Origin of the sequence: Bdellovibrio sp. ArHS (assembly GCF_000786105.1) — a bacterium.
In the GTDB taxonomy this organism is placed as follows: domain Bacteria; phylum Bdellovibrionota; class Bdellovibrionia; order Bdellovibrionales; family Bdellovibrionaceae; genus Bdellovibrio.
The window spans coordinates 30232-53672 of record NZ_JTEV01000016.1 but is presented as its reverse complement, the minus strand read 5'-3'; the positions used below and the strand labels follow the sequence as shown (position 1 = coordinate 53672).

Sequence of the window (23441 nt, the reverse complement as noted above, 5' to 3'; positions counted from 1 at the left end):
TTTTAGTTGATTTCGTATTCGGCGGTGACTTCGACTCGCACCTTTACTTGGCCGGCGGCAACGTCGGTCGATGCCGATTCAGCAGCCATTTTATTGAAGGTTGCATAGAAAGGCTGCGGTGGGGATTGATTTTGAGAGCTCGAGATTTTACCCACTCCTTTGATTTTGACTCCGGCAGCTTTGGCGATTTCTTCGGCCTTCACTTTCGCCGCGCGTACAGCATCCCCCAGAGCGGCCGTTTCGACTTGCATTCTTTTGTCTGAATCCCATGTCAGCGAGGACACATTCACTCCCGCCGTTGTGGTCTTTTTATCAGACACAATCGCATCTAAGAAGTTGCCGGCTTCATCGATCTTACGCAAAGTTACTTGCAGACTTTGCGTTACGCGAAATCCTGTCATTCTATTTTGCTGCGTTTTTTGATCGTATTCGTACTCAGGAGTCAAACTGTAATTGTCGGTTTGCACATCCTCTTTTTTGATTTTGAAATCTTCAAAAACTTTCTTCACAAGCTTAAACTGGCTGGCAGCCATCTGCTGCGCTTGTTTTGCCGCCGGGGCTTTGGCCCATACACTGATAGAAATATTCACAAGATTGGGATCCAATCCGCGTTCCGCAACTCCATTGACCACAATTAAATTGTCTGCGTTGGCAACCGAGACTCCTAAAGTCAGCACCAATAGCGCACAGCTCAAAATCTTATTCATAAATCTCCCTTTCCTCTAGACTACCAAAAATTCTAGTCCAGCCCACCCAAAGGTGCCAGCGAAAAGGTGCCAGGGAAATTTTGGTCTCAACGCGGACCAGTTAGGAAAAGTCCCCTGGCACCTTTTGGTTTGTTTTGATAATAGATTTCTAGAGGAGTTCATTGATGAAAAAGTTAGTTTTAATTGGAACGGCTGTGGCGATGATCGCGACAGGTTGTGCAACTGCGAACGAAAACCCTAACACGGCAAAAGGAGCTGGCATTGGTGCGGGCGTAGGTGCTGTGGTTGGTGCTGTTATTGGCCATCAAACAGGCCGTCGCAATGAGGGTGCCTTGATTGGTGCTGCTTTGGGTGCGGGTCTTGGTGGAGCCGTCGGTCACCGTTTGGATAAGCAACAAAAAGAATTGGCTAAAATTGCTGAGACCAAAAGAACAGAGCAAGGTCTGATTACAAAACTTAAGAGTGATATCTTGTTCGATACCGGTAAAGCGGATCTAAAACCTCAAGCCAAAGAAAACATAAACCAATTGGCGGCGATCATGAAGAAGTATCCAGAGAACGTATTGACGATTCGTGGATACACTGACGATACCGGCAGCCAAATGGTCAACAACCCTTTGTCACAACAACGTGCCGAAGCGGTTCGTAATCAGCTTGTCGCAGCAGGAGTTCCCGCAAATACGGCAACTGCAGTTGGAATGGGCGCAGCAAATCCGGTAGACCCTGCGAAAACAAAAGAAGCTCGTGCAAAAAATCGTCGTGTTGAAATTGAAATCACGGTGGACGAGTCCAAAGTTCCTAAGAACGCACAAAAGTAATTTCGTTCTTAATGATAAAATGAAAAAGGCATCCAATGGATGCCTTTTTTTATTTCATAAGATTGCGGGCCATTTCAAGGAAGCGAGCCTCTGTCACTTCGGGCGGCCACGGAATGATCGGAAACTCGAACGGTTCGTCTTCCGAGATATTCCAAGAGGATAGATCCTTCGTAATCAGGTCGCGAACCTCTGTCGCCAAGAGACGACGATCAATCTGTTTCACAACTTTGGGAAGTGGGAACTCCAAATTAAATTTTTGCGAGATCGCCCAATGAATGCGTGATTCAATAATCTCAAAATCCGGCAAAAGCGCTTTCACTGGCGACACCAAGTCCCCGACATAGGCCTCGGTCGCATCATGAAAAAGCATGTGCAAGGCAATCTCTTTTGTCGGCGACACTTCCGCGCCCAAGCACGAGTGCTGACCGACGCTATAAAAGAATCGAGTGTGACCGTTGAATCGCGCCTGACGAGCCAAGGCGCAGGCTATGTCCTCCATGCGCACCGCACTTGGATCCGGATCTAAGATGTTAAAGCGGGTTCCAGAAAGAGTGATCACCCAGGATTTTTTGATGATTTCAGGCTTATTGAGCTTTTCAGTCAGTTCAGGCATCGGAATGTTCATGAACGAAGTCCATACCCGAAAGGGGCCCCCGTTGCATGAGTTTTCTTATTGATTCAAAGCATCATTTACCCTCGAAGGTTTCATTTGCTTCTCAACTAGCAACGCTTCCCTTTCTGTAGTTGTGATTTCCAGCCTATAAATCTATTCAAGGCGGCATGCAAAGACGTGATTTTTTAAAAACCTCAGCGACGTTCGCGGCCCTTTCCTCTATCCCCACGAAGACTCTGGCTTCGGGCTCTTCCTGGATTGCAAAAAATCTAACCGACGACTGGCCGATAGCACGTCTTGCAGATAACGAAGCCAACAGCATCGACTTCAACGGCGACAATATCGATCGACCGCATGACATTCTTTGGAATATTGACGGTTACATTGAAAAACAAGGTGGCGAGCCAAAGGCGTCTGAAGAGTTGGATGTGGTCATCGTCGGCGGCGGCATCGGAGGTTTGAGCACCGCCTACTATCTACGTGAGAAAAAAATAGCTCTCTTAGAACAAGACACGCGTTTAGGTGGAAACACCAAGGGCGAGATGTACAAGGATGCGATTTACAGTATCGGAGCGGCTTATCTTTGTGAACCCGCCAAGGACACTCCGTTAGCGGTCCTTCTGGAAGATCTTGATATTCACGATAAAGCCCGTCGCGAAACCGGTGATGACACAACGGTGTTTTACAATAAAAAATTCGCCCGCCCCTTTTGGGAAGGAGCCAGTGCCGATGCCCACGCGGACTTTAAAAAGTTTCATGCCCGTTTAAAAGAGATCTTCAACGAAGCCGACTTTAGCTTCGAAGGTGCTTTCGCAAAAGAGTACGATCAGATGACTGCGGAACAATGGGTCGACAAAGAGTTCGGACATATTCACCCACATATCAAAGAATACATGCAGCTTTATGGCTGGAGTTCTTTCTGCGCTTCGATCGACGAACTTTCCGCGTTTCAATATCTGGGTTTCCTAAGTGCCGAAACGGGTTCTCTTCTGGCATATCCTGGCGGGAACTCTTATGTTGCGCAAAAAATGGCGATACAGATTCGCCAAGATGCCGGAAAAAATTCATTGCGCTCGGGCTGCATGGTTTTACGCGTAAAAGCCGAACACGGTGGTGCCACCGTTCTTTATGTTGATGAGATGGGCGTTCTAAAAAAAATCCAAGCACAGCATGTTGTGATGGCCTGCCCAAAATTTGTCGCTCGCCGCCTGTTGCCGCAAATGCCGAAGCAGCAAGACACGACGATTGATCTTCTGCCTTACCGCGCTTACTTGGTTGGAAATATCCTGACAAAAAAACCACTTCAGAGTCCGAGTTATGAACTCTATTGTCTGACCGGTCAGATGCCGCCTTCGCCGACCGCCATGAAACGGGGCGATCGCAGCTTTACAGATATCTGTTTCGGCAGTTGGGCTCAGCAGGATAAGACACAACACGGAGTTCTCACGTTGTACCAAGGAATTGCCTACGATGGCGCCCGCCAGTTTTTGTTCAATCCCGCCTCGCATGATAAATACAAAACGAAATATTTGAATGACATTGAGCCCGTGCTCAGCGCCTTGGGACTTTCACCCAGCGACATTCACGGCGTGCGTATGACTCGCTGGGGACACGCCTTGCCGGTTGCCGCGAAAGGTCTGCTGGCAGCAAGAACACCGCAAATCGCTTCGGCCTCCATCCAGGGGGTGATTCACTTCGCCAACCAGGACAATTGGATGACTCCGTGCTTTGAAGCCGCTCATCAGGCCGCGCTTGAAGTTTCCTCACTTATTAAGTGAAAAACGCCCGTCTTATTTTGAGAATAACGGCAAAAAATCCTTAAGCTTCAAGGCAATAAATCGATAAAGAACTTATGCGGTTTATTGCCTTATTGTTATTATTCATCAGTGCGGTTGAAGTCACCTGGGCAAATGGGAAGGCATATCTGGATCTGGAAGATGGCCAGATTGTCTCGGTCTTTAATCAACCCGGTATGAACTGGAAAAACTGTTCCGGCGATCCGAAATGTAAGTCCATAGCCTGGCCCGACAGCTCTGCCCAAATCGAAGTTGTTTCGCCGACCAAAGCCATGAGGGTCGAAGATCCTTATACCGGCAAAATGCAAATGGAAGAATATGTTCAGGTGAAATACCGCTACCAGCGCACGGTCAATGGCAAGGTTTATACGCAAGAGGGACAAGGCTGGATTGATGCCGCGTATGTGACAAACGCGAAGAAGAGTTCCTTTTTCGGAAGTGCAACGTCAGAAAAAGAACAATGCCCGCCTGGCAGCAAAACCGGCCCAAAAGAGATTCAAAAAAGTCTTGAGCCCTTGCAAAAGTCCATCGCCAATCACTCGGTCACAGACACGGCGAAGGCTTTGACTCCTTACGTGGGGGCTTGTGTGATCAATCCGAAAAATCCGCCGTCCCCTTATGCGGAAGGCAACCCCTACGACGCCTACGTTCTTCCGCACTTAAAAAAACAAGGTGTACCGAAAATTAAAAAAGAAGACGGCACCTTGATGACGGAAAAAGATTTAATTGATGTGGATGCCTTGGCGCGTACGCTTTACGCAGAGATGGCCCGCTGTTACAAACATGGCCTTCACTATCCTATGACGGTGGCGAAAATTTCTCTTAACCGAGCCGAAGCCACGGGCCGACAAGCCGAGTTTATTAAGGGGCCCCATGCCACCAGCAAAAGTCCTTTAGCCAAAGTGGTGACCTCCCCGTCCCAGTTTTCTCTGTGGCTTAAAAAAATCGATGGCAAAGATAACGCAAGCCTTCGCCATGGTTTGTGTCCTCCAGCGAATAAAGAAAAACCTTTTTGGACGGGCAATAAACCACCGCCTTTTGAACAGGACATTTGGGAAAACACCATGAGAATTGCGACAGAAGCCGTTCTTTTCCCGAAAAAATTCAATGCCCGCACCAAACAGATCAAACAGTTTCATTACACGTCGGGTATGGATGCGTTCTACGGCATGAAACAGGTCTTCCCGTGGATCGAGGAACGCAAAGTTTCGAAAAATGCTTGTGTACAGGTCTGGGATGACAAAGTAAAATCCTGATCATGACCAAGACAAACTCCGGATTCGTATTCCTGATGGACTGCGCGGATTTTTCCGAAGCGCAAGTAGTGAAATCTTTTTTGGAATCACAAGGATTTCATCCGCGAGTTCGCGATGAACAGACGCGCTCTGTGGCGCCTCATCTTGGGCAACTGCTAGGTAAACTGACTTTAGAAATTCCTGAGCATGAATACATCGAGGCCTCGCTGACTCTGGAAAAAAAAGAGCAACCGCGCATTCAACTTGTTCATGAAAATAATCTTGAAGAAACGCAAGCCATAGCTAAGAAAGCTTTGTGGAATGCCATTCTGGGTTGCATCTTCATTCCTTTGATTTGCAACTTCTATTCGATGATTTTAGGCTATCGTGTGCTACGTCGCGAAGTTCCTTTGACGAAGACCAGCCGAAATCGCCTGATGTGGGCCATCGTCTTTAATTCGTTCGCCTTTTATGTGTGGCTGACAATTGGTCCGAAATTCTTTTTCAAGAACTATTAGTAGGAACGCGCCTGATTTCTTTTAGAAGTATTTATCCAGAAAACGGAAATACTGATCTTTAAAAACGTCTAGCTCCATGCGATTTCCCTGAGAATCCTGAACTTGTGGGATGCTTAAAACCACTTTGTCGTTCACTTTTTTATATTCTAAGAATTTAGTGAACAGCACTTGCGCGTCTTCACCACTTTGCTCGGAAAAATAGGGAACAAAAAAACTTTCGATCTCGGCTTTATCGGGAAGAAAACCTTCCACTAAATTCAACTGATTGACAAACACTCGCGGACAATAAAAAAAGCGCAGGCGCTGGCAACGCAAGCGTCGGATGAAGTTATGAAAATTGCGGATTCCCAAAGAATTGATGGCTTGCAAATCCTTCAGGTCGACATTCAAATCGAAATTAGGATTGACCTCAACTCCGTCCAAAGCAGAGGAATATTCATTCAGACTGCCTTTAAGCAGAATCGTCGTGCATTTATCCTGAACGCTGAATGAAAGTTGCAGAGCCATAGGTTCCCTTTTGAGTTACCCATTATGCTCTGAACTTTTTAAAAATCAAAGTCCAGGTCAACTTCTTCGATGTTTTTTTAGCAACGTGGCCCTTCGCCGCAGGACAACACTTCGGCCTCTTTGATTTTAAGAAGATTTTGTATCCGCTCTTCATTTGAAAAATGTGTTTTTGAATCCACCGGGTCCGTAGCAGGAAGATGGCAAAGCCAATTCATTGCCAAGGAAACACTATTCTGTTTTGCGGTCACATCGGTGACCTCTTTCAGATGAGCGAAAAGCAAGCGTCCCGCCATTAGGTCCGCCATCGCTTCCATTTCACGACTTTCGAAAAAGCTATCGTCTTTACCCGGAATTGTTGCCCGCAGGCAGGAAAATGCTTGCGCATCTGCCGCACCGGCTTGGATCTGAAGCTGATGATACATCTCGCGGGCCAACAACATCACCAGTGATGTGATTCGATCGGCCTTTTCTTTGCCAGCCAGCTTCACCAGTTGTCCAGGGCAAAGAAGAATCGCGCCAGCGCTGGCTCCAGGAAGAAGAGAAGAATGCGCCTGCATTCCCAGGCCGTCCCCTTGACAGTTGCTGGTAGCAAGAATAGTCATCGCATCTTTGCCGGGGTATGTAGATTCAATAATTTTAGAAATCGAAAGAACCTCGGTAGAGTTGACAATGTTTATTTGTCGCTTCTTTTCTTCCTCGGACAAAGTGCTGCCTTGAATGTATTCAGCATAAAGCTTTTTGACGACGGAAAGTGTTTCCAGCACATCTTTGTCGTAGTCGTAGATCAAGCGATAGGCCGCATCCGACAAGTGCAGGAAGCGAAGCTGTTCCTTATACAAATGACCCGCCTTAAACTCGGCCTCGGTGCCCTGGAAGTTTTCTGGTAACTGCGAAAACTCTTTTTTTAATTGCGCCAAGGCTTTCTCGCGTCCTTCTTGACGCAAAGTCTGAGCGATCGGAGCCTCTTGAATCGCGCACACTGTCTGTTGGGGCTTTTCACAAAGATTCGTCGCTATTTTTTTTTCATTCTGAGGAACACCGTCTTTATGATTCGTGGCAGTTTCGCCAACCTGGGCGCCTTTCTGACGCATTTTCGCGGCGTACTCTGAATCTTTCTTCGCACAAGCGGCGACGGAAAGAATTGCGGAAAGAACGGTCACTGTCAGCAAGGTTTTTTTCATAAAGATGCTCCTAAGTTCGACAGCTGCATGCCCAAAAAAGGCTCGCTCGGCACGAGTTGCCTCTATAGTGGCGTTAAGCTGTCGTAGTTACTTAAAAGCAATTTAAAGACCAAACGAGCGTCTCAAACCGAGACGGCGCCTTATATCACCCCCAGCAACAGGAGGTCTCAGCGTAAAGGCTCAGGCTTTTTGAAAATAAAAAAAGCCCTCGTTAATAACGAGGGCTTTTCCAAGCAAAGCTTGATGAATTTAATTAAAGTCCGCGGATCAAGTTCAATGCACTTCCCGCACGGAACCATTTCAATTGTTCCGCATTGTAAGTGTGCTTCAACTCGATAGCTTCAGAAGAGCCATCTTTGTGCTTGATGATCATCTTCACGTTTTTGCCAGGAGCCAGGTCCTTAAGATCCACTAGGCTGACAAGGTCTTCTTCTTGAATCTTGTCGTAATCTTTTGGATTTACGAAAGTCAAAGCCAACACACCTTGTTTTTTCAAATTCGTTTCGTGGATACGCGCGAAAGACTTGGTCACAACCGCTGTCGCACCCAAGAATCTTGGCGACATCGCCGCGTGCTCACGCGAAGAACCTTCACCGTAGTTTTCATCACCGATGATCACCCAGCCTTTACCAGCTTTTTGGTAAGAACGAGCGATTTGCGCAAACTCGACACCAGTTTGACCTGTCATCAAGTTGCGACCTTTACCGATCTCTCCGGTGAAAGCGTTATCCGCACCCAACAACATATTGTTAGAGATGTTGTCCAAGTGACCACGATAGTTCAACCATTTACCGCCTGGAGAGATATGATCCGTTGTACACTTTCCTTTGGCCTTCGCCAAAACGTAGTTATCAACGAAATCTTTGCCATCCCATTTTGTAAATGGCGAAAGAAGCTGCAAACGCTCGGACGTCGGGCTGACAGCCACTTGCGCCTGAGCACCCGCTGGTTTTTGGTAACCTTCGGTATCAGGGATGAAACCCTGAGCCGGAAGTTCCGGAGCCACAGGAGCTTGCAACTTGATTTTACCTTTTGGTCCTTCAAGTTCATCTGTCGCCGGGTTGAAATCCAAACGACCCGCAAGACCCAATGCCATCACGATTTCCGGAGAAGCGATGAAGGCCAAAGTCTCTGGGTTGGCGTCGTTACGTGCACGGAAGTTACGGTTGAAAGAAGTCACGATCGTGTTCTTCTCACCCGTTTTCACGTCGTCACGTTTCCATTGACCAATACAAGGACCGCAAGCATTTGCAAGAACTGTCGCACCCACTTCATTGAACGTCGCCATTTGGCCGTCGCGCTCAATTGTTTTTTGGATCTGCGTTGAGCCTGGAGAAACCAGGAACGGCTGATTCATTTTTACACCGATATCCATCGCCTGTTTTGCGACAAAAGCCGCACGACCGATATCTTCGTAAGAAGAGTTCGTGCAAGAACCGATCAAGGCTGAAGAAATCTTCGCTGTGTAACCTTTTTCTGCCACTTCTTTTTTAAGAGCAGAAATCGGACGAGCCAAGTCTGGAGTGTGCGGACCCACAAGGTGTGGTTCCAAAGCTGACAAATCGATTTCGTAAACTTCGTCGAAGTATTTACCAGGATTTGCAACAACATCCGCATCCGCAGACAAAATGTCTTTGTGCGCATCAGCGATAGACGCCAATTGATCACGGCCTGTGGATTTCAAGTAAGCGCCCATGCGCTCGTCATACGGAAACACCGAACAAGTCGCACCCAATTCGGCACCCATGTTTGTGATTGTCGCTTTACCCGTGCAAGAGATCGAAGATGTTCCTTCACCGAAGTACTCGACGATTTTATCTGTTCCACCTTTTACAGTCAGCATTCCGCAAAGTTTCAAGATCACATCTTTCGCCGAAGCCCAACCGCCCAGTTTACCTTTCAAGTGAACACCAATCAGTTTTGGATTTTTCACTTCCCAAGGAAGACCGACCATCACGTCAGAAGCATCAGAACCACCGACGCCGACCGCACACATACCCAAACCACCCGCATTCGGAGTGTGAGAGTCCGTACCGATCATCAAACCGCCTGGGAACGCGTAGTTTTCAAGAATAACTTGGTGAATGATCCCAGCGCCAGGTCTCCAGAAACCGATGTTGTAACGAGAAGATGTTGTCGCCAAGAATTCAAAAACTTCTTTGTTCGACATATTGGAAGCCGCCATGTCAGCGTCTTTCCCTTTGTAAGCTTGAATCAAGTGATCGCAGTGAACTGTGGAAGGAACTGCCGCCTCATCTTTACCTGCTAGCATGAACTGCAACAAAGCCATTTGCGCTGTCGCATCCTGCATCGCCACGCGGTCGGGTCTGAGAAGAAGAAAACTTTCTCCACGAACCAACTCTTGATTTTGGGGATCGTCCAAGTGACCAAACAAGATTTTCTCCGCCAAGGTTAAAGGGCGGTTCAAACGATTGCGAACTACAGCCAATCTTTCAGCTGTCTTTTTGTAAACGTTCTGCACCATCTCTGGTGTCGTTTCGATTTTCGAAGCCATTGTTATTGCCTTTCTTTGAAGAACGCCTGATCATAATGAAAATCAGTTGAAAGCTCAATAAAAATGCCATGATGGCGTTTTTATCGCGCAGCCCCCGAAGGGGATCAAAGGCTGGAGTCCCACTCAACAATCGCGACGTTGCGCGAGGCACAAATGGACTTAAGACTATTTAAGAACATCGTCATCTTAACCGGCGCTGGAATCTCGGCAGAAAGTGGGATTCGCACGTTTCGTGATCAGGATGGCCTTTGGGAAGAGCACCGCATTGAAGACGTCGCCACACCTGAAGCTTTTGCTCGAGATCCCCAGTTGGTTCAACGCTTCTACAACATGAGAAGGGCTCAACTGAAAGATCCCCAGATTCAGCCGAATCCGGCTCATCTCGCATTAGCTGAATTAGAGCGCCAGTGGGAGGGTGATTTTCTGCTGGTCACACAAAACGTCGACAACCTCCACCGCCGGGCGGGCTCAACACGCCTTTTGCACATGCATGGTCGGCTGGATCAAGTTTTTTGCATTTATTGCGACGAGCACTATGAGTGGTCAGAAGATGTGGTGCTGGACCAAAGCTGCGAAGCTTGTGGCAGAAAAGGTGGCGTTCGTCCCGACATTGTGTGGTTTGGCGAGATGCCTCATCACATGGATGAAATCTACGCCGCACTTGAAAAAGCCGATTATTTTATTGCGATCGGCACCAGCGGCAACGTCTATCCCGCAGCCGGCTTTGTGAGACTGGCCTGGAAGGCCAAAAAAATCGAAATCAATCTGAAAGACACTGAAATTTCAAACGCCTTTGAAACCCATTTTATCGGACCCGCCTCTAGCGAAGTGCCTCGCTTTATCAAAGAACTGCTGGAATAAAAAAGGAGTCTTTCGACTCCTCGATGAGTGCTGCAACAATTAGAAACCGGAATAACAACGCGCCGTCGTGATTGTCTGAGTCGCATCGCGAACCATATACAAACAGCTGTCTTCGGATCGGTGTAATTGAACTTGCGTGTGCGGAATTTTTTCGTACTGCCCGTTCACCAATTCAATCGTGTGTGTGGGCTGCGCTTCCACATCCAGAATCATCGGATGATTGCACATTCCTTCATAACCATATTGAGTGTACTTCGCGACCGTTTTGATCGCCGCCATCATACGTTCGTTGCGAATATATTTATCGCAACCTGCGGCTAAACCGGAAGAGGCCGACAAGACTGTGATAAGGGCAAGTAAGATACGCATAAAAACCTCCGTTGAATATTTTAAGCGAAGGCAGATTTAGGTTGTTTCAACGGAATTGCCAACGACAAAGAAAACTTGCGAAGAAAACGAAAGCGCATTGAGAATGATTAATAACCGGGCGCACCGGCTTCGGTCTCGCGGTCTTTGCGTTTGTTAAACAGGGACACATAGTCTTCGTAACCTTCCTTGACCAGGTCCCGCAAAGGGATGAACTTCAACGCTGCGGAGTTAACGCAGTAACGCTTGCCCGTCGGCGCCGGTCCATCATTAAAGACATGTCCTAAATGACAGTCGGCAATTTTACTGCGAACCTCTATACGAGGCACAGAAAGGCTTCGATCCACCTTAGTCGTGATATAGGCTTGATCCAGAGGTTGCGTGAAACTCGGCCACCCTGTCGACGAATCAAATTTATCTAGCGAACTGAAAAGAGGCTCCCCAGAAACAACATCCACATAAATTCCTTCCTCATGGTTGTCCCAGTATTTATTCGCAAAGGGGCGCTCTGTTCCATCCAACTGAGTCACTTCATACTGAAGCGGATTGAGCCTGTGTTTAAGGTCTGAAGATGACGGTTTATTGAAGTGAGAGAAATCTTTCATAATTCCTCCTCATGCACACAAATGTATTTTACACCTGTGTCTTTCATTGGAACACAGCTTGCCATTTAGCATTGGCGGAACGTCTCGATTTAGTGCTTAAGAACCTCTGCTCAAAGTAGCTGCCAAGAGGTTCAGAATTCTGTTTTAGAGTTGAAATCATCTATGAGCCCATATCTAAAGACATATTCATGAAACATGGGTAATCTACTGAAAGTCTTAAAGAATAATCGTGAATACTCCGAACGGTATATCATGAGTCTTCTGAACGTTTTATTTTACCTCATGGTATCGGCTCTACCATTGATTGTGGAAGCCGCGCCCAGGTCATTGAACTATCAGGGTCGGATTATAAAAACCGATGGAACTCCTCTTCTACACAATAGCGTCAGCTTCAGTTTTGAAATCACCAACGCGGCGGAAACCTGTGTCATGTATCGCGAACAGGTGAATGGCGTTGATTTATCATCCACTCGTGGCGTTTTCGATATTACTATAGGAACGGGAACGAAACTTTTTCCACTGACAGCATTTCAACTTACCGACGCATTTTCGGGTGGCAGCAATGTAAGTTGTGATGGAGCGGGCCCCGTCACCCCCTCCCTTTGGGAAAACAGAAAACTAAGAGTGCAGTTTTACGATGGCAACATGTGGAAGTCGATCACACCCGCTTTAGAAATACACTCGGTCCCATTCGCTCTTTCATCCGCCACACTGGATGGAAAACCTGCGAGTGACTTCGTCATCAAAACGGGACTGCCGATTTGTGCGGCGGGCACCTTTCTATCGTGGTCAGGATCTGCTCTGACTTGTGAAGCTGTATCGGGTTCCAATGGTGGCACTGTCACCAATGTCACTTCGACCAACTCGTACCTTGCCGTGGTCAACGGAACATCGACGCCTGCCCTCACTGTTAACGTAGGAAACACAGCGGGTACTTTGGCACAAGGGGATGATCCGCGTTTTACCGACTCACGAATCCCGAAGGGTCCTGCTAGCGGAGATCTTAGTGGCAATTATCCAAACCCCAGCGTTGCTAAGTTGCAGGGCATCTCGGTTCTTGCAACGGCGCCGACTGCGACCAAAAACCTTCTTCGCTATAACGGTTCGGTGTGGGAGCCCGGATTCATCTCGATCGACGACATTCGCTCGACGGCGGCGGGCAATGGCAACTTTTTCCCTACGACTTGCACGACGGCGCAAACCTTAAATTGGGAATCGGCCACAGACAGATATCTCTGCGTGGATATTGCCCTGTCAGACTCAGCAATTACTTATGCTTCACAAACCGCAAGAACTTTTTTTGCCGCTCCGTCAGTGAGCAACGGACCTCCGACTTTTCGTTCGATCGCCTCGACCGATCTTCCTATCACCGGCTCGGACGGCGTCTATCTCAACGGAGGAAACACGTTCGGAACTTCTTCATCATTAGGAACGAAAGACAGTTTCAATTTAAGTCTTCTAACTGACAACACAGCTCGCATCCATATCACTGGGACTGGACAGGTGGGATTGCACACCACAAATCCCGTGGCTCCCGTGACAATACAAAATTCTTTAGTTTCGACAGCTTCAACGGGAGCCGCCGCGACGACTCCATCACAGGTCCTCGTCAATGACTCTCCCAATATTATAGCGGGAAGACAGGCCACCTTGATGGTGCTAGACCAGCCTACACCGACCGCTAATAGTACCGCCCAATACTCTGCGGGTTTGTTTGATTTAATGACGAACGCGGGAGCTTTTAATTTGGCGACAACGCGAGGTTTGCAAGCCATCAATACAAAAAATGGAACGGGTCTATTAACCAACCAAATCGGTTTGCAGGCCGTATCGTCACTGACTCAAGGAGCTGCAACCTACCAATATGGAATAAGCACAAGCGCCGCTGCCGCAACCGGGACAAACTTGGATCAGCAATATGGTGTCTATGCTTCCGCCAACAACAATTCGGGCAATACGATTCAGTTCCAAGCAGCTCTTCAAGGAACAGCTTATAATGGCAGCACGTCCACCGTCACGAATCTGCATGGTTTGTCAGCCAACTCCAACAACGCAGGAAGTGTGACAAATTTATACGGAATTGTCTCGAAGGCCAATCATAGTGGTTCAACGACAGTGCCGTCACAGTACGGAACTTACACTGTGAGCTCCAACGCCTCCACGGGGCAAATCAACTTCGGTTACGGAAATTTTAATCAGGTGTTCAACGAAACCAGTGGAACAATTTCAAACGCCTACGGGACATTCAGCCAAATATGGAATTACGGTGTGACCGGTACCATCGACAAAGCCTACGGCTACTACACTGATATCTACAACTCCGGCGGCGGAACCGTCAATACCGGCTACGGACTCTATATCGGCTCTGTCTCGGCAAACGCGAAATGGTCATTGTGGGCCAACGACCATACAGCCCCTTCCTATTTCGCTGGCAGCGTGGGCATCGGCACGACCACGCCGACTCACACCCTTCAGGTAGAAGGCACCGCCGGACTGAGTACTGGAACTGCGTGGACGAACACTTCGGATCTTCGCCTTAAAGACATTCATGGAGATTACGAATACGGACTCAAGGAAATCCTGAAGCTTCACACGGTGCGATTCTCTTATAAAAAAGACAATCCGTTAAACCTGTCATCACAGCAAAAGATGACAGGCTTTATTGCTCAGGAAGTACAACAGGTCATTCCCGATGCGGTGAAGGTACGCGCAGATGGGTACTTAGAATTGAATGTCGATCCCATTCACTGGGCCACGGTGAATGCTGTGCAAGAACTTAACGGAAAATGTGAAATGTCGCAAAATCAGCTAGAGAATTTACAGCACGAACTGACTTCTTTGCGAAAAGAAAATACTCGTCTGAAAAGCCAGCTTGAAAAGCAAACCCAGGACCTGGAACTGATCAAAACAAAACTAGGACTCTCGGCGCAGGAAGGCCCTTAACATCCTACTTCGCCTCGACCGCCGCGATCACTGACGAAATAATTTTTTTAGCCTTTTCAACATTGACTTTCATGCTTGAAGAATCCTTCAATGCTCCCAACATTTCTTCCGGCGCAAAACTCATCGTCTGAAATATTTCAAAATTTTTCGCGATTTCATCCCCATGATCGCGACGCAAACTTGGCGGCATTAATGCCAACAGTCTTTCTATTTCTTGCGAGGCGCCGCCTTCTCCGGCGACTTCACCCAAAACCAGATAGAAGATGTTTGTCATCTCCACACCCACTTTACGGTAGTCATTTTTGCTAAGCGCGCCATCCACCTGTTTGTAGCGTTTATTGACAAGCTCTTTCAGCGTGCGACGACGGCGTCCCCAGCCAAATTCTTTCTGAGCTTTTACAAGTAAGCCTAAAGCCATCGCACCGTAAACCACCATCCACAACCACGGACGATAAAGAACATGGGCCTCTGTCGCAGGCGCCCAGCTCATCACTGGATTTGGCAGTTTATTTTCCATGATGGTCGATTTTGCAGAAGTTTTCCCGTCAGCCAAACGCGATGAAGACCCTACCGGCGCGTTCGGATTGTTCACGACCTTCAAGGTGATGGGCTGTGTTGTTCGCGTATAGTATTTATTCGCCTGCGGATCAAACATGGATACGCTCAAGGCCGGGATCACCATGTCGCCTTCTTGACGGGGAATGACCAACACTTCAAATTCTTTATAACTTCGTCCGTTTTTAAAGAACTTGGATTCTGACTTGGTATCATACTGTTCAAGCCCGGTTGGCCACGCAATGGCCGGAAGATCAATCACTTTGGCATTGCCTGCGCCCTCAAAGCGCACTTTCAAACTGACCGGTTGATTCACGGGCGTCGTTTGATTTTCGACGCTCGCATGCACTTCAAATTGGCCCACCGCCCCCGTGAAGTCAGAAGGCCGTCCTTCTGTCGGAAGTGGTTTTACTTTGATATCCACGCGTGCGGAACTTTTCGTGTATTCGTAAGGACGGCCATAAAAACCACCTAGTCCCTGTGACAAAGTTCTGACGCGAGATTTGATTTTATATTCATCAATGACCGCGCGCCCTGGTTTAATCGGGAACAGCGCATGCGATGCCAACAAAGCCTTCTTCCATGGCACCCCGTTCACTACTTCTTCAGTGAACTGAATTGACGGGACCTCCTCGATAATTTCCTTCCAGAAGCCTTTCAGACTTGGAAACTTCAAACGATCCAAAGTTTCCATTTGTCCCCGCGTATAGATATACCAGTTCACTGTAACCTGTTCGCCCTCATAAACTTCGGTCTTATCAACTTCCACCGATATGAAAAAGGCTTCATTCGGATTGGTCGGCAGGCTGCGGAAGGCCGCTTCCGGCAATCCGGTCGCCCGAGGCGGCCAATTGGTGTCGTCAGGAAATTGCCCCATCTGTTGCTGCAACAATCTTTGACGTTGTTTGAGAAGTTGATTGAAGATTTCTTCATCCGCTTGATCCATGGCTTCGAAAGGGTCTTCAAAAGCGGGATTCTGCGACGGGCGCTTGGGGCGATTTTGTCCTGAGCCTTGTTCACTCACTTTAACCAGGATCGGCTTGGTACGATAGACCTTCCCATCCACGATCACTTCAAAGGAATCCACGCTGAGGGTACCAGTTCGTTTCGGCCCCATGATGTAGTGAAACTCTTTTCTTCTTTGCGTTTCAAACTGCATCCCCTGAGGAGTATTGACCAGCTTCTGTGCCACGGCTGTGGACTGCGAGTTATTCAAAAGTTCAAAGCCATCCAGATCCGGAATACGCGGCTCTGCAATAGTGTGATCGTCGGTCGAAACGATCGAAACCGTCACCGTGAAAGTGTCCGTCAGTCCCACCTCGTTGCGATCGACCGTGGCCTGCACCGTCGGTGTCGCTTGAGCAAAAAATCCAAAAATAAGGAAAATAAGAAAGAACAGGAAATTACCAGTCTTTGTCACGAGGCTGCTCCTTGACTTCTTTGCGATTGTATTCAGCGCGGATTTTTTCTTCCTGCTGTTTCAATTCGCCCAGAATCTTTTTTACATCAGCTTCTGAAAGCTCTTTGCCCTGGAAGGGACGCGGCTTGTATTTCGGCGACTGCTGCACTTGTTTTTTATCATCCTGAGGCTCTTGATCTTTCTGATCTTTATCCTTTTGATCTTTGCCGTCCTGATTTTTCTGCTGCTGTTGATTTTGGTCGCCCTGCTGATTTTGTTGGTCTTGTTTGTTATCTCCACTCTGTCCCTGTTGCGACTGAGTCAGAAGTTCAATATTTGTTTTTACTTCGTTCGACGAGGGAATAACTTCCAAAGCTTTTTGATAAACCGCCAAGGCCTCGTCGACTCGTTTGGCCTTGCCTAAAAGCTGCGCCCGATTAAAGCGCGACATAAAAATAAGCTCCGGACGGTTTTCCAGGACGGCCAGGTTTTCCGCCTCTTGATAAGACTGCAAAGCCTTTTCCGCCTGTTGCAAGCCCTCAAAGCTCAGTCCTAGATTCAAATGCAACTGCCCCACGAAGGGATCAAATCGCAAAGCTTCAAGATATTTATCCATCGCGGGTCCGTACGCCTGCGCCTGAATCTGCTTATTTCCTTCGCGATTAAGCTGCAAAGTTTGTAAATGCGGCCGCCCCGGTCCACATCCCGAAGCTGCAATCAACACAAGCACAATTGTAAAACGATGAATCTGGATCATTGTGGGGGCACCTCATAACGTCCTTTCCAGAAGCGGAAAGAGTTTCTGCGTTCCCCCAGAAAGATTTCAAAAAGAGCCAGTAAAATGCCCATAAACAAGATCAATTGAAAGCGCTCTTCATACTGAACCGCCATCGTCGAATCAAATTGCGTTCTTTCTAATTTGCCGATGTCTTCAACTAAGAGTTTTGTTTGGTCGCCACCGAATGTCGCAAAGTAAAAACTTCCTTTACCCGCTTCGGCTAAGGCTCTGAGTGCCTCTCCCTTTACCGTGGTGATCACTGTTTGGCCCTCGCGGTCCTTTTTATAGCCTTTCAAAAATCCCATGCCATCGCGAACCGGAATGGCGCCACCTTTTTCAGTTCCATAGGCCAAAGAAAAGATGCGAATCCCTTCGTCAGCCATTTTTTTGGCTTCGTCCAAAGCACCTTGTTCATGGTCTTCGCCATCCGAAGCAATTAACACGACCCGCGTGACTTTCACGATGTTGTCCGTGGAAACGCCCCCTCGTTCAAAGGCTTCTTTCGAAATTTTTAAAGCTTCCGTAAAATTGGTTCCCTGGGAAGAAACTGAAGACGGTTCTAAAGATTCTAAATACATTTTAATCGCGCCAGGATCATTCGTTAGTGGCGAAAGCAACGCCGCCGATCCTGCAAAAGCCACCACACCCACTTTATTGCCGGGCATCAGATCGATCAGACGGCTGAGTTCCGCCTTGGCTTGGGCCAATCGCGAGGGCTTCACATCCTCGGCCGTCATACTTTCTGAGACGTCCACGGCGAAGATGATCTCGACACCTTCACTTTTAACCTCTTGCTGGCTTTCACCCATTTGGGGACGCGCCAGAGCCAAGACAAAAAAGAAAACAACGGCCAGTTGCAGAATATTTTTAATGGTTCTTTTCTTGTTGGAAACCGAGCTAGAAAGAAAAGGATATAGTCTTTTTCCGATCGCGTTTTGCACGATCTGCCGTGAGCGACGATCAAAAAAGAATCCGATAACGACGATCACGGGAATCAGCCACAGATAGTTGAAAGCAGCCATATTTTCAAAACGAAACATTATGGCACCCTCCTTAACCAGGATCTTCCCAATATAATGGCGAGAAGATAGATGATCAATGCCGTGACCAGATACGGCGGGAATTCTTCGGTGTAGCTGGTAAACTTGTTCACATCAATTTTGGTCTTTTCCAAACTATCAATATCGCTGAAGACCTTCTGCAATGATCCTTCGGTCGTGGCTCGATAGTACTTACCACCCGTTTCAGAGGCCATACGACTTAAAAGATCGTCGTTTACGGCACTTTCAAATGGCTGATATGTCTTGATCTTCTGACCGAAAATATCCCGAGTATAAACGGGAATCCGGGTCGGGCCATCTTTGCCAATACCAATGGAATAAACCTTGATGCCATAACCTTTAGCAATTTCAAGCCCCGTTTCAGGATCGATGGTACCCGAGTTGTTCTCGCCGTCGGTCATGAAAATCATCACCCGGCTTTTTGCTTGGGAATCTTTCAAGCGCCCCGCCGCATTCGCCATCGAGACGCCCAATGCCGTTCCATCTTTGATCTTCGCACTCGATGCACTGGTGATTTCACCGACACGTTGAAGAATTAACTGATAATCCAACGTGGGAGGAACCAACGTGAAGGATTCTCCGGCAAAAACCACGAGACCAATACGATCTGAGCTGCGGGCTTCGATGAACTTTTTAATCGTATCCTTTGCCGCTTCCAGACGATTTAACGGTTTCATGTCTTCGATCAACATACTGTCTGAAACATCCAGACAGATGACAATATCAATACCCTCCACATTTTTGCGAATTTTGGTATTCGCCGTCTGTGGCCGTGCCAGCGCCACAATCGCAAAGATTAAGGCCAGTGCTTTTAACAAGATCGGCAAATTCATGAGGCGCGAACGAAGGCTCGGGGCCACGGACTTCAACAGCTCGACGGAGCCAAACTGCAACGTCGGCGTCTTGGCTCTTTTTTTCCACAAAACCCAGAACAAAATGAAAACCAAAGGAAGGATCAGCCAGAATGCGGCGCTTGAATGAAAAGTCATGGCTGCCGCTCCATTTTCTCGACCAATAAACGGCAGTGGGTCGTGATGTTTAAGGCATCCTGCTCTTTGAGCTGCTCTTGATCCTGAATTGCGCGGCTGTATTCTTTCAACAGGTTCTTCAGATCACTGCCATATTCGTTATAAACACTGCGATGATATTTCTTCAGATCTTTGAGGATCAAACGATCACTCCACTCCATCGCCGGCATCTGGTAGCGACGAGTCAGGAAGAGCTTTAACATCTCGTAGGTCGCAACAATGGCTTCGGGAATATGATTGGGGTCGGCCTTCCCACCAAAGAAGACCGTGTTCATTCTTTGCAGACGACGAAGATTTTGGTGAAATTGACCTAAAGGCGACATCGCCGAATCATGCTCTTTAAGTTTTTCAAGCATATTGCGACGCTGAATCACTCGATATAATTTTCCGACGATCATTAAAAACAAAAGCCCTAGGATAGACGCTAACAGCGCCCAATAAAGCGTCGGCACTGACAAAACTGCGGGTCCGATGGGACCAAAAGGTTCTTGTTTCACTGGCGGCTGCCCGGGGACTTGCTTTTCCAGAACCGATTCGACCTGATATTGAACCGGCCCCAGGCTGAGCGTCACCGTCCCATCGGTCAGTTGCAAATCCTGATATTGAAAATTTCCGGCTTTGTAAGCGGTCACTTTCACATCGGCTTGAGTCGGATTTCTGAATTCAAAACCCAGAAGATGAATCTGATACTTTTCCGTCGGCTTCAGATTGAATTGCAACTTATCCTGAGCAAGGTCTTTAGGAAAATCGCCGTCACAGACTAAAATAAACTCACGACCCACCGTCAGTTGGTTGTCGTTAAGTCCTTCAACGGAAGGTATTTCTGTCTTGCACTGAATAGCCGCCATTATTTTCTCTTCTTAAAAAACGCCACCAACGGATTGACGTAGTCTTCGCTGGATCTGACATCGACACGTTCAACCTGTGATAGACGCAGCAGACGATCCCGTTGTTCTTTATTTTTTTGGACCGCGTCTTCGTACTGCGCACGGAACGTCGAAGAGGACGTATCCACGGTGATAACCTCGCCCGTTTCTGCATCCTGAACTTCGATAACCCCCATTTGCGGTAACGAATACTCAGCCGCATCGTTCACCACACAGGCTACGACATCGTGCTTGCGCCCCAACAGTCGCAAACTTTGATCAAATCCTTGATCCATAAAATCGCTAAACACAAAAATCGTCGCCCGCTTTTTCAAAACCCCTTGCAAATAGCTGAAGCCTTGGGAAAGTTTCGTGCGATGACTTTTCGGCTGATAATAAAATAAATCGCGCAGTAAGCGATGCACATGACCGCGCCCTTTTTTCGGCGGAACGAAGTGTTCCACTTGATCGCTGAACAATAACAAACCGATCTGGTCGTTATTTTTCACCGCCGAAAAAGCCAAAAGTGCTGCCATGTGAGTCATCACTTCACCTTTGAAATAAGGCCCGGTGCCGAAATCACTCGAACCACTGACATCAACCGCCAGGATCAACGTCAATTCCCGCTCTTCTTCGAAAGTTTTGATATAGGGTTTTCCGGTCCGAGCTGTGAGAGGCCATGAGATACTGCGCACGTCATCGCCGGGCACATACTCCCGGAAGTCCGCAAAGGTCATCCCTTGGCCCTTAAAAGCCGTGTGATATTCGCCCGCAAAAAGATTGTTCACAAGTTTTCTTGTGTTGATCTCTAAGAGCTTAACCTTTTTTAAGACCTCTGGAGGTAAACTCACTAGGGAACCTCAACCTGACTTAAGATTTCTTTGATAATGTCATCAGATTTGATGTTTTCCGCTTCCGCTTCGTACGTCAGAATCAAACGATGTCTCATCACGTGATAGGCAATGGCTTTGACATCTTCCGCCGTTACGTAACCGCGACCGCGAATAAAGGCATGAGCTTTAGCGGCACGATATAAACTGATCGTCGCCCGTGGCGAGCCCCCCACATTGATGAGATTGGCGATACGGCTAAGACCATATTCACCGGGCTTACGCGAAGCCATAATAATTTCCACGATGTAGTTTTTAATTTTTGCATCAACGTAAATCTGATCAGCGCGCGCGGAGGCTCTTAAAAGATCTTCTTTGGAGATCACCGGATTCACGACCGGCTTTTCGTTCGAGCCCATGCGATTTAAGATCTCAAGCTCTTCCCCCTTGGCCGGATAAACCACGTTGATCTTGAACATAAAACGGTCCATCTGCGCTTCCGGAAGAGGATAAGTTCCCTCTTGCTCCAAGGGATTCTGTGTCGCCAAAACCAGGAAGGGATTTGCAAGCTTGTAAGACTCTTCACCGATAGTCACTTGCTTTTCGGCCATCGCTTCCAACAACGCGGATTGAACTTTCGCTGGCGCACGATTGATCTCGTCGGCCAGAACGATGTTAGTAAAGATCGGACCTTTACGCGGAGCAAACTCCCCTGACTTCGGATTGAAAATCATCGTTCCGATCAAATCTGTCGGCAGAAGATCCGGAGTGAACTGAATTCTTTGGAAGTCCAAGGAGATCGACTGCGACACCGTCGCAATGGTCAGCGTTTTGGCCAAGCCAGGGACACCTTCCAGCAGAATGTGTCCGCCCGTTAAGAGCCCCATCATAATGCCTTCTACCATTTCCTTTTGACCGACAACGACCTTGTTAATTTCGGCCATCATTTTCTCAATAAACTGGCTTTCTTGTTTGATGGCAGCATTCAGAGCCATGATGTCAACTTCGCTCACCTATTCCTCCTCAGAAGATAACCTCTCTATTTCACAATTTTCCCATTAAGTTCGCAAGCTTGGACTTTCTAGGACAGTGCTTCCTCTACCCTTGCCAAGGACAGCAGAAAGTGGGACAAAATTATTATGATTAACAACAATACAAAAGTCTGGATCTTCATTCTTACGAGCAGCTTGGCTCTTCTTGTGGCAGGTTACCAATTGGGCGAACGCCTAGGACTGCTGATCGGATTTTTGCTCGCACTGCTTTTGAACTTCTTCGTTTTCTTTTATGGCGAAAGTCGCGTGCTGGCCAAGCTCAATGCCAAACGCCTGAAGGGTCAGGATGCCTGGGGCTTACTTACGAAGGTGGAAAACATCTCGAAGGAACTGGGGATGCCGACGCCTTCGATTTACGTCACGCCTCACTCTTCCGCCAACGCCTTTTGTGTCGGTCACTCTTGGAAGCGCGGTTCTTTGGGATTCACCGCAGGCCTTTTAGAAAAATTAAGCGACGAAGAGCTTGAGGCCGTTGTCGCACATCAGATTTGCCACATCCGTCGCCTGGATACCTTTGCTTTTGGTGTCAGCAGCACTCTCGCCAATTCAGTGGTCGGCTTAGGGCAATTCCTGGATAATCTTCTGCCCTACAATTTACAATTCTTCATGCCCATGCTTTCGCCATTGGGTTGGCTGATCATCAAATTCGTCGTCGGCGAAAAATCTTTTTTTGAGAATGATTTGATGGCCTCAGAACTTCTGGAAAGCCGCGGAAGACTGGGTGAAGTTTTATGGCGCATGGAAGGTTTGGCGCAGACCAATCCTTTGGAAATTCCGCCATGCACCAGCCATTTGTTCATGGTGAATCCGGAAGGTTTCAAACAGAAAAATTTATTTTTAAAATCCCACCCTGCCATTGAAGTGCGTTTGCAAAAACTGATGGGCTACTATCCCATCTAACTTGACAGCGGGATTTCACAACTCACGTTTTATAAGGTGGTTTTTTTATGGGTGAAAAATTAGAAGCCTCTTTTTCAGTTCTGATCATGTCGATTGCGTCTTCTGCGGTCATGGCCATGGGTCTAGCGCCAAATCCGCAAACAGGAGAAACTCACAAAGATAAGAATATGGCTCGCTTTAATATCGACCTTCTTCTGGTGCTGCAAGAAAAGACCAAAGGAAATCTGACTGGCGATGAAACCAAATTTTTGGAAAACTTAATTAGTGATTTGCAAATGAAGTATGTGTCCATCTAAAGGAGACTTTG

21 protein-coding genes and 1 pseudogene are annotated in these 23441 nt (G+C 47.7%); 8 read left to right on the top strand and 14 right to left on the bottom strand.

The features are described from left to right. Positions 1-2 precede the first annotated feature (2 nt). A complete protein-coding gene (locus OM95_RS09095; protein ID WP_291515969.1) occupies positions 3-707 on the bottom strand; it encodes an SIMPL domain-containing protein in 705 nt (234 codons plus the stop codon). Between the two features lie 164 nt (positions 708-871). Between OM95_RS09095 and OM95_RS09090 the strand changes: the two genes are divergently transcribed. Then, on the top strand, positions 872-1525 hold the full coding sequence (locus OM95_RS09090; RefSeq protein ID WP_041872866.1) for an OmpA family protein: 654 nt from the start codon (positions 872-874) through the stop codon (positions 1523-1525). Between the two features lie 49 nt (positions 1526-1574). Here the strand turns inward: OM95_RS09090 and OM95_RS09085 are convergent, their stop codons facing one another. Continuing rightward, on the bottom strand, positions 1575-2150 hold the full coding sequence (locus OM95_RS09085) for an HD family phosphohydrolase (protein WP_041872864.1): 576 nt from the start codon (positions 2148-2150) through the stop codon (positions 1575-1577). A 155-nt stretch (positions 2151-2305) separates the two neighbouring features. Here OM95_RS09085 and OM95_RS09080 point away from each other — a divergent pair, with 155 nt between their 5' ends. The 3 genes from OM95_RS09080 (at position 2306) to OM95_RS09070 (ending at position 5687) form a co-directional block, all read left to right on the top strand. Then, positions 2306-3916: an FAD-dependent oxidoreductase gene (locus OM95_RS09080; protein ID WP_041872862.1), complete on the top strand. Its 1611-nt coding sequence runs from the start codon at positions 2306-2308 to the stop codon at positions 3914-3916. A gap of 74 nt (positions 3917-3990) precedes the next feature. Then, positions 3991-5190 carry a hypothetical protein gene (locus OM95_RS09075; protein ID WP_041872859.1) on the top strand — a complete coding sequence of 400 codons (1200 nt, stop codon included), beginning with the start codon at positions 3991-3993 and terminating at the stop codon, positions 5188-5190. A gap of 2 nt (positions 5191-5192) precedes the next feature. Continuing rightward, positions 5193-5687 carry a hypothetical protein gene (locus OM95_RS09070; RefSeq protein ID WP_041872856.1) on the top strand — a complete coding sequence of 165 codons (495 nt, stop codon included), beginning with the start codon at positions 5193-5195 and terminating at the stop codon, positions 5685-5687. A 21-nt stretch (positions 5688-5708) separates the two neighbouring features. On the opposite strand, the gene OM95_RS09065 is transcribed toward OM95_RS09070, so the two are convergent. The 3 genes from OM95_RS09065 to OM95_RS09055 all read right to left on the bottom strand — a co-directional run bounded on the left by OM95_RS09065 (position 5709) and on the right by OM95_RS09055 (position 9890). Further along, a complete protein-coding gene (locus tag OM95_RS09065; protein WP_291515967.1) occupies positions 5709-6194 on the bottom strand; it encodes a hypothetical protein in 486 nt (161 codons plus the stop codon). A gap of 77 nt (positions 6195-6271) precedes the next feature. Continuing rightward, positions 6272-7375, bottom strand: coding sequence for a hypothetical protein (locus tag OM95_RS09060; protein WP_041872854.1), 1104 nt, complete (start codon positions 7373-7375; stop codon positions 6272-6274). A gap of 253 nt (positions 7376-7628) precedes the next feature. Next, complete coding sequence (locus OM95_RS09055; RefSeq protein ID WP_041872851.1) at positions 7629-9890, bottom strand: aconitate hydratase; 2262 nt, start codon at positions 9888-9890, stop codon at positions 7629-7631. Positions 9891-10043: 153 nt separating this feature from the next. Between OM95_RS09055 and cobB the strand changes: the two genes are divergently transcribed. Continuing rightward, positions 10044-10751, top strand: a complete 708-nt coding sequence (cobB, locus tag OM95_RS09050) for a Sir2 family NAD+-dependent deacetylase (RefSeq protein ID WP_041872849.1) — start codon at positions 10044-10046, stop codon at positions 10749-10751. A 39-nt stretch (positions 10752-10790) separates the two neighbouring features. Here cobB and OM95_RS09045 read toward each other — a convergent pair whose 3' ends face one another. Beyond that, on the bottom strand, positions 10791-11120 hold the full coding sequence (locus OM95_RS09045) for a hypothetical protein (protein WP_041872847.1): 330 nt from the start codon (positions 11118-11120) through the stop codon (positions 10791-10793). Positions 11121-11227: 107 nt separating this feature from the next. After that, positions 11228-11704: pseudogene (msrB, locus tag OM95_RS09040) on the bottom strand (peptide-methionine (R)-S-oxide reductase MsrB); the annotation flags it as partial. Positions 11705-11917: 213 nt separating this feature from the next. Here msrB and OM95_RS09035 point away from each other — a divergent pair. Beyond that, entirely contained in the window at positions 11918-14665 is a 2748-nt protein-coding gene (locus OM95_RS09035) for a tail fiber domain-containing protein (protein WP_041872844.1), read from the top strand. A gap of 4 nt (positions 14666-14669) precedes the next feature. Here OM95_RS09035 and OM95_RS09030 read toward each other — a convergent pair whose 3' ends face one another. From OM95_RS09030 to OM95_RS09000, 7 genes are read right to left on the bottom strand one after another with little or no spacing between them, the layout of a single operon-like run. Further along, a complete protein-coding gene (locus OM95_RS09030; RefSeq protein WP_041872842.1) occupies positions 14670-16640 on the bottom strand; it encodes a BatD family protein in 1971 nt (656 codons plus the stop codon). After that, positions 16624-17376, bottom strand: a complete 753-nt coding sequence (locus OM95_RS09025; RefSeq protein ID WP_291515963.1) for a tetratricopeptide repeat protein — start codon at positions 17374-17376, stop codon at positions 16624-16626. Before OM95_RS09025 ends, OM95_RS09030 begins: the two co-directional genes overlap by 17 nt. Then, positions 17373-18437: a VWA domain-containing protein gene (locus tag OM95_RS09020; RefSeq protein ID WP_041872840.1), complete on the bottom strand. Its 1065-nt coding sequence runs from the start codon at positions 18435-18437 to the stop codon at positions 17373-17375. Before OM95_RS09020 ends, OM95_RS09025 begins: the two co-directional genes overlap by 4 nt. After that, on the bottom strand, positions 18437-19447 hold the full coding sequence (locus OM95_RS09015; protein ID WP_041872837.1) for a VWA domain-containing protein: 1011 nt from the start codon (positions 19445-19447) through the stop codon (positions 18437-18439). Before OM95_RS09015 ends, OM95_RS09020 begins: the two co-directional genes overlap by 1 nt. Beyond that, the gene (locus OM95_RS09010) at positions 19444-20334 is read right to left on the bottom strand and encodes a hypothetical protein (RefSeq protein WP_041872834.1); all 891 of its coding nucleotides are present in this window, start codon (positions 20332-20334) and stop codon (positions 19444-19446) included. The genes OM95_RS09015 and OM95_RS09010 overlap by 4 nt, the downstream gene beginning before the upstream one ends. Beyond that, entirely contained in the window at positions 20334-21203 is an 870-nt protein-coding gene (locus OM95_RS09005) for a DUF58 domain-containing protein (protein WP_041872832.1), read from the bottom strand. The genes OM95_RS09010 and OM95_RS09005 overlap by 1 nt, the downstream gene beginning before the upstream one ends. Then, a complete protein-coding gene (locus OM95_RS09000) occupies positions 21203-22195 on the bottom strand; it encodes a MoxR family ATPase (protein ID WP_291515961.1) in 993 nt (330 codons plus the stop codon). The genes OM95_RS09005 and OM95_RS09000 overlap by 1 nt, the downstream gene beginning before the upstream one ends. Positions 22196-22321: 126 nt before the next feature. Here OM95_RS09000 and OM95_RS08995 point away from each other — a divergent pair, with 126 nt between their 5' ends. After that, positions 22322-23134 carry a M56 family metallopeptidase gene (locus OM95_RS08995; protein ID WP_041872829.1) on the top strand — a complete coding sequence of 271 codons (813 nt, stop codon included), beginning with the start codon at positions 22322-22324 and terminating at the stop codon, positions 23132-23134. 47 nt (positions 23135-23181) lie between these two features. Continuing rightward, complete coding sequence (locus OM95_RS08990; protein WP_041872827.1) at positions 23182-23430, top strand: DUF1844 domain-containing protein; 249 nt, start codon at positions 23182-23184, stop codon at positions 23428-23430. The last annotated feature ends 11 nt before the right edge of the window (positions 23431-23441 follow it).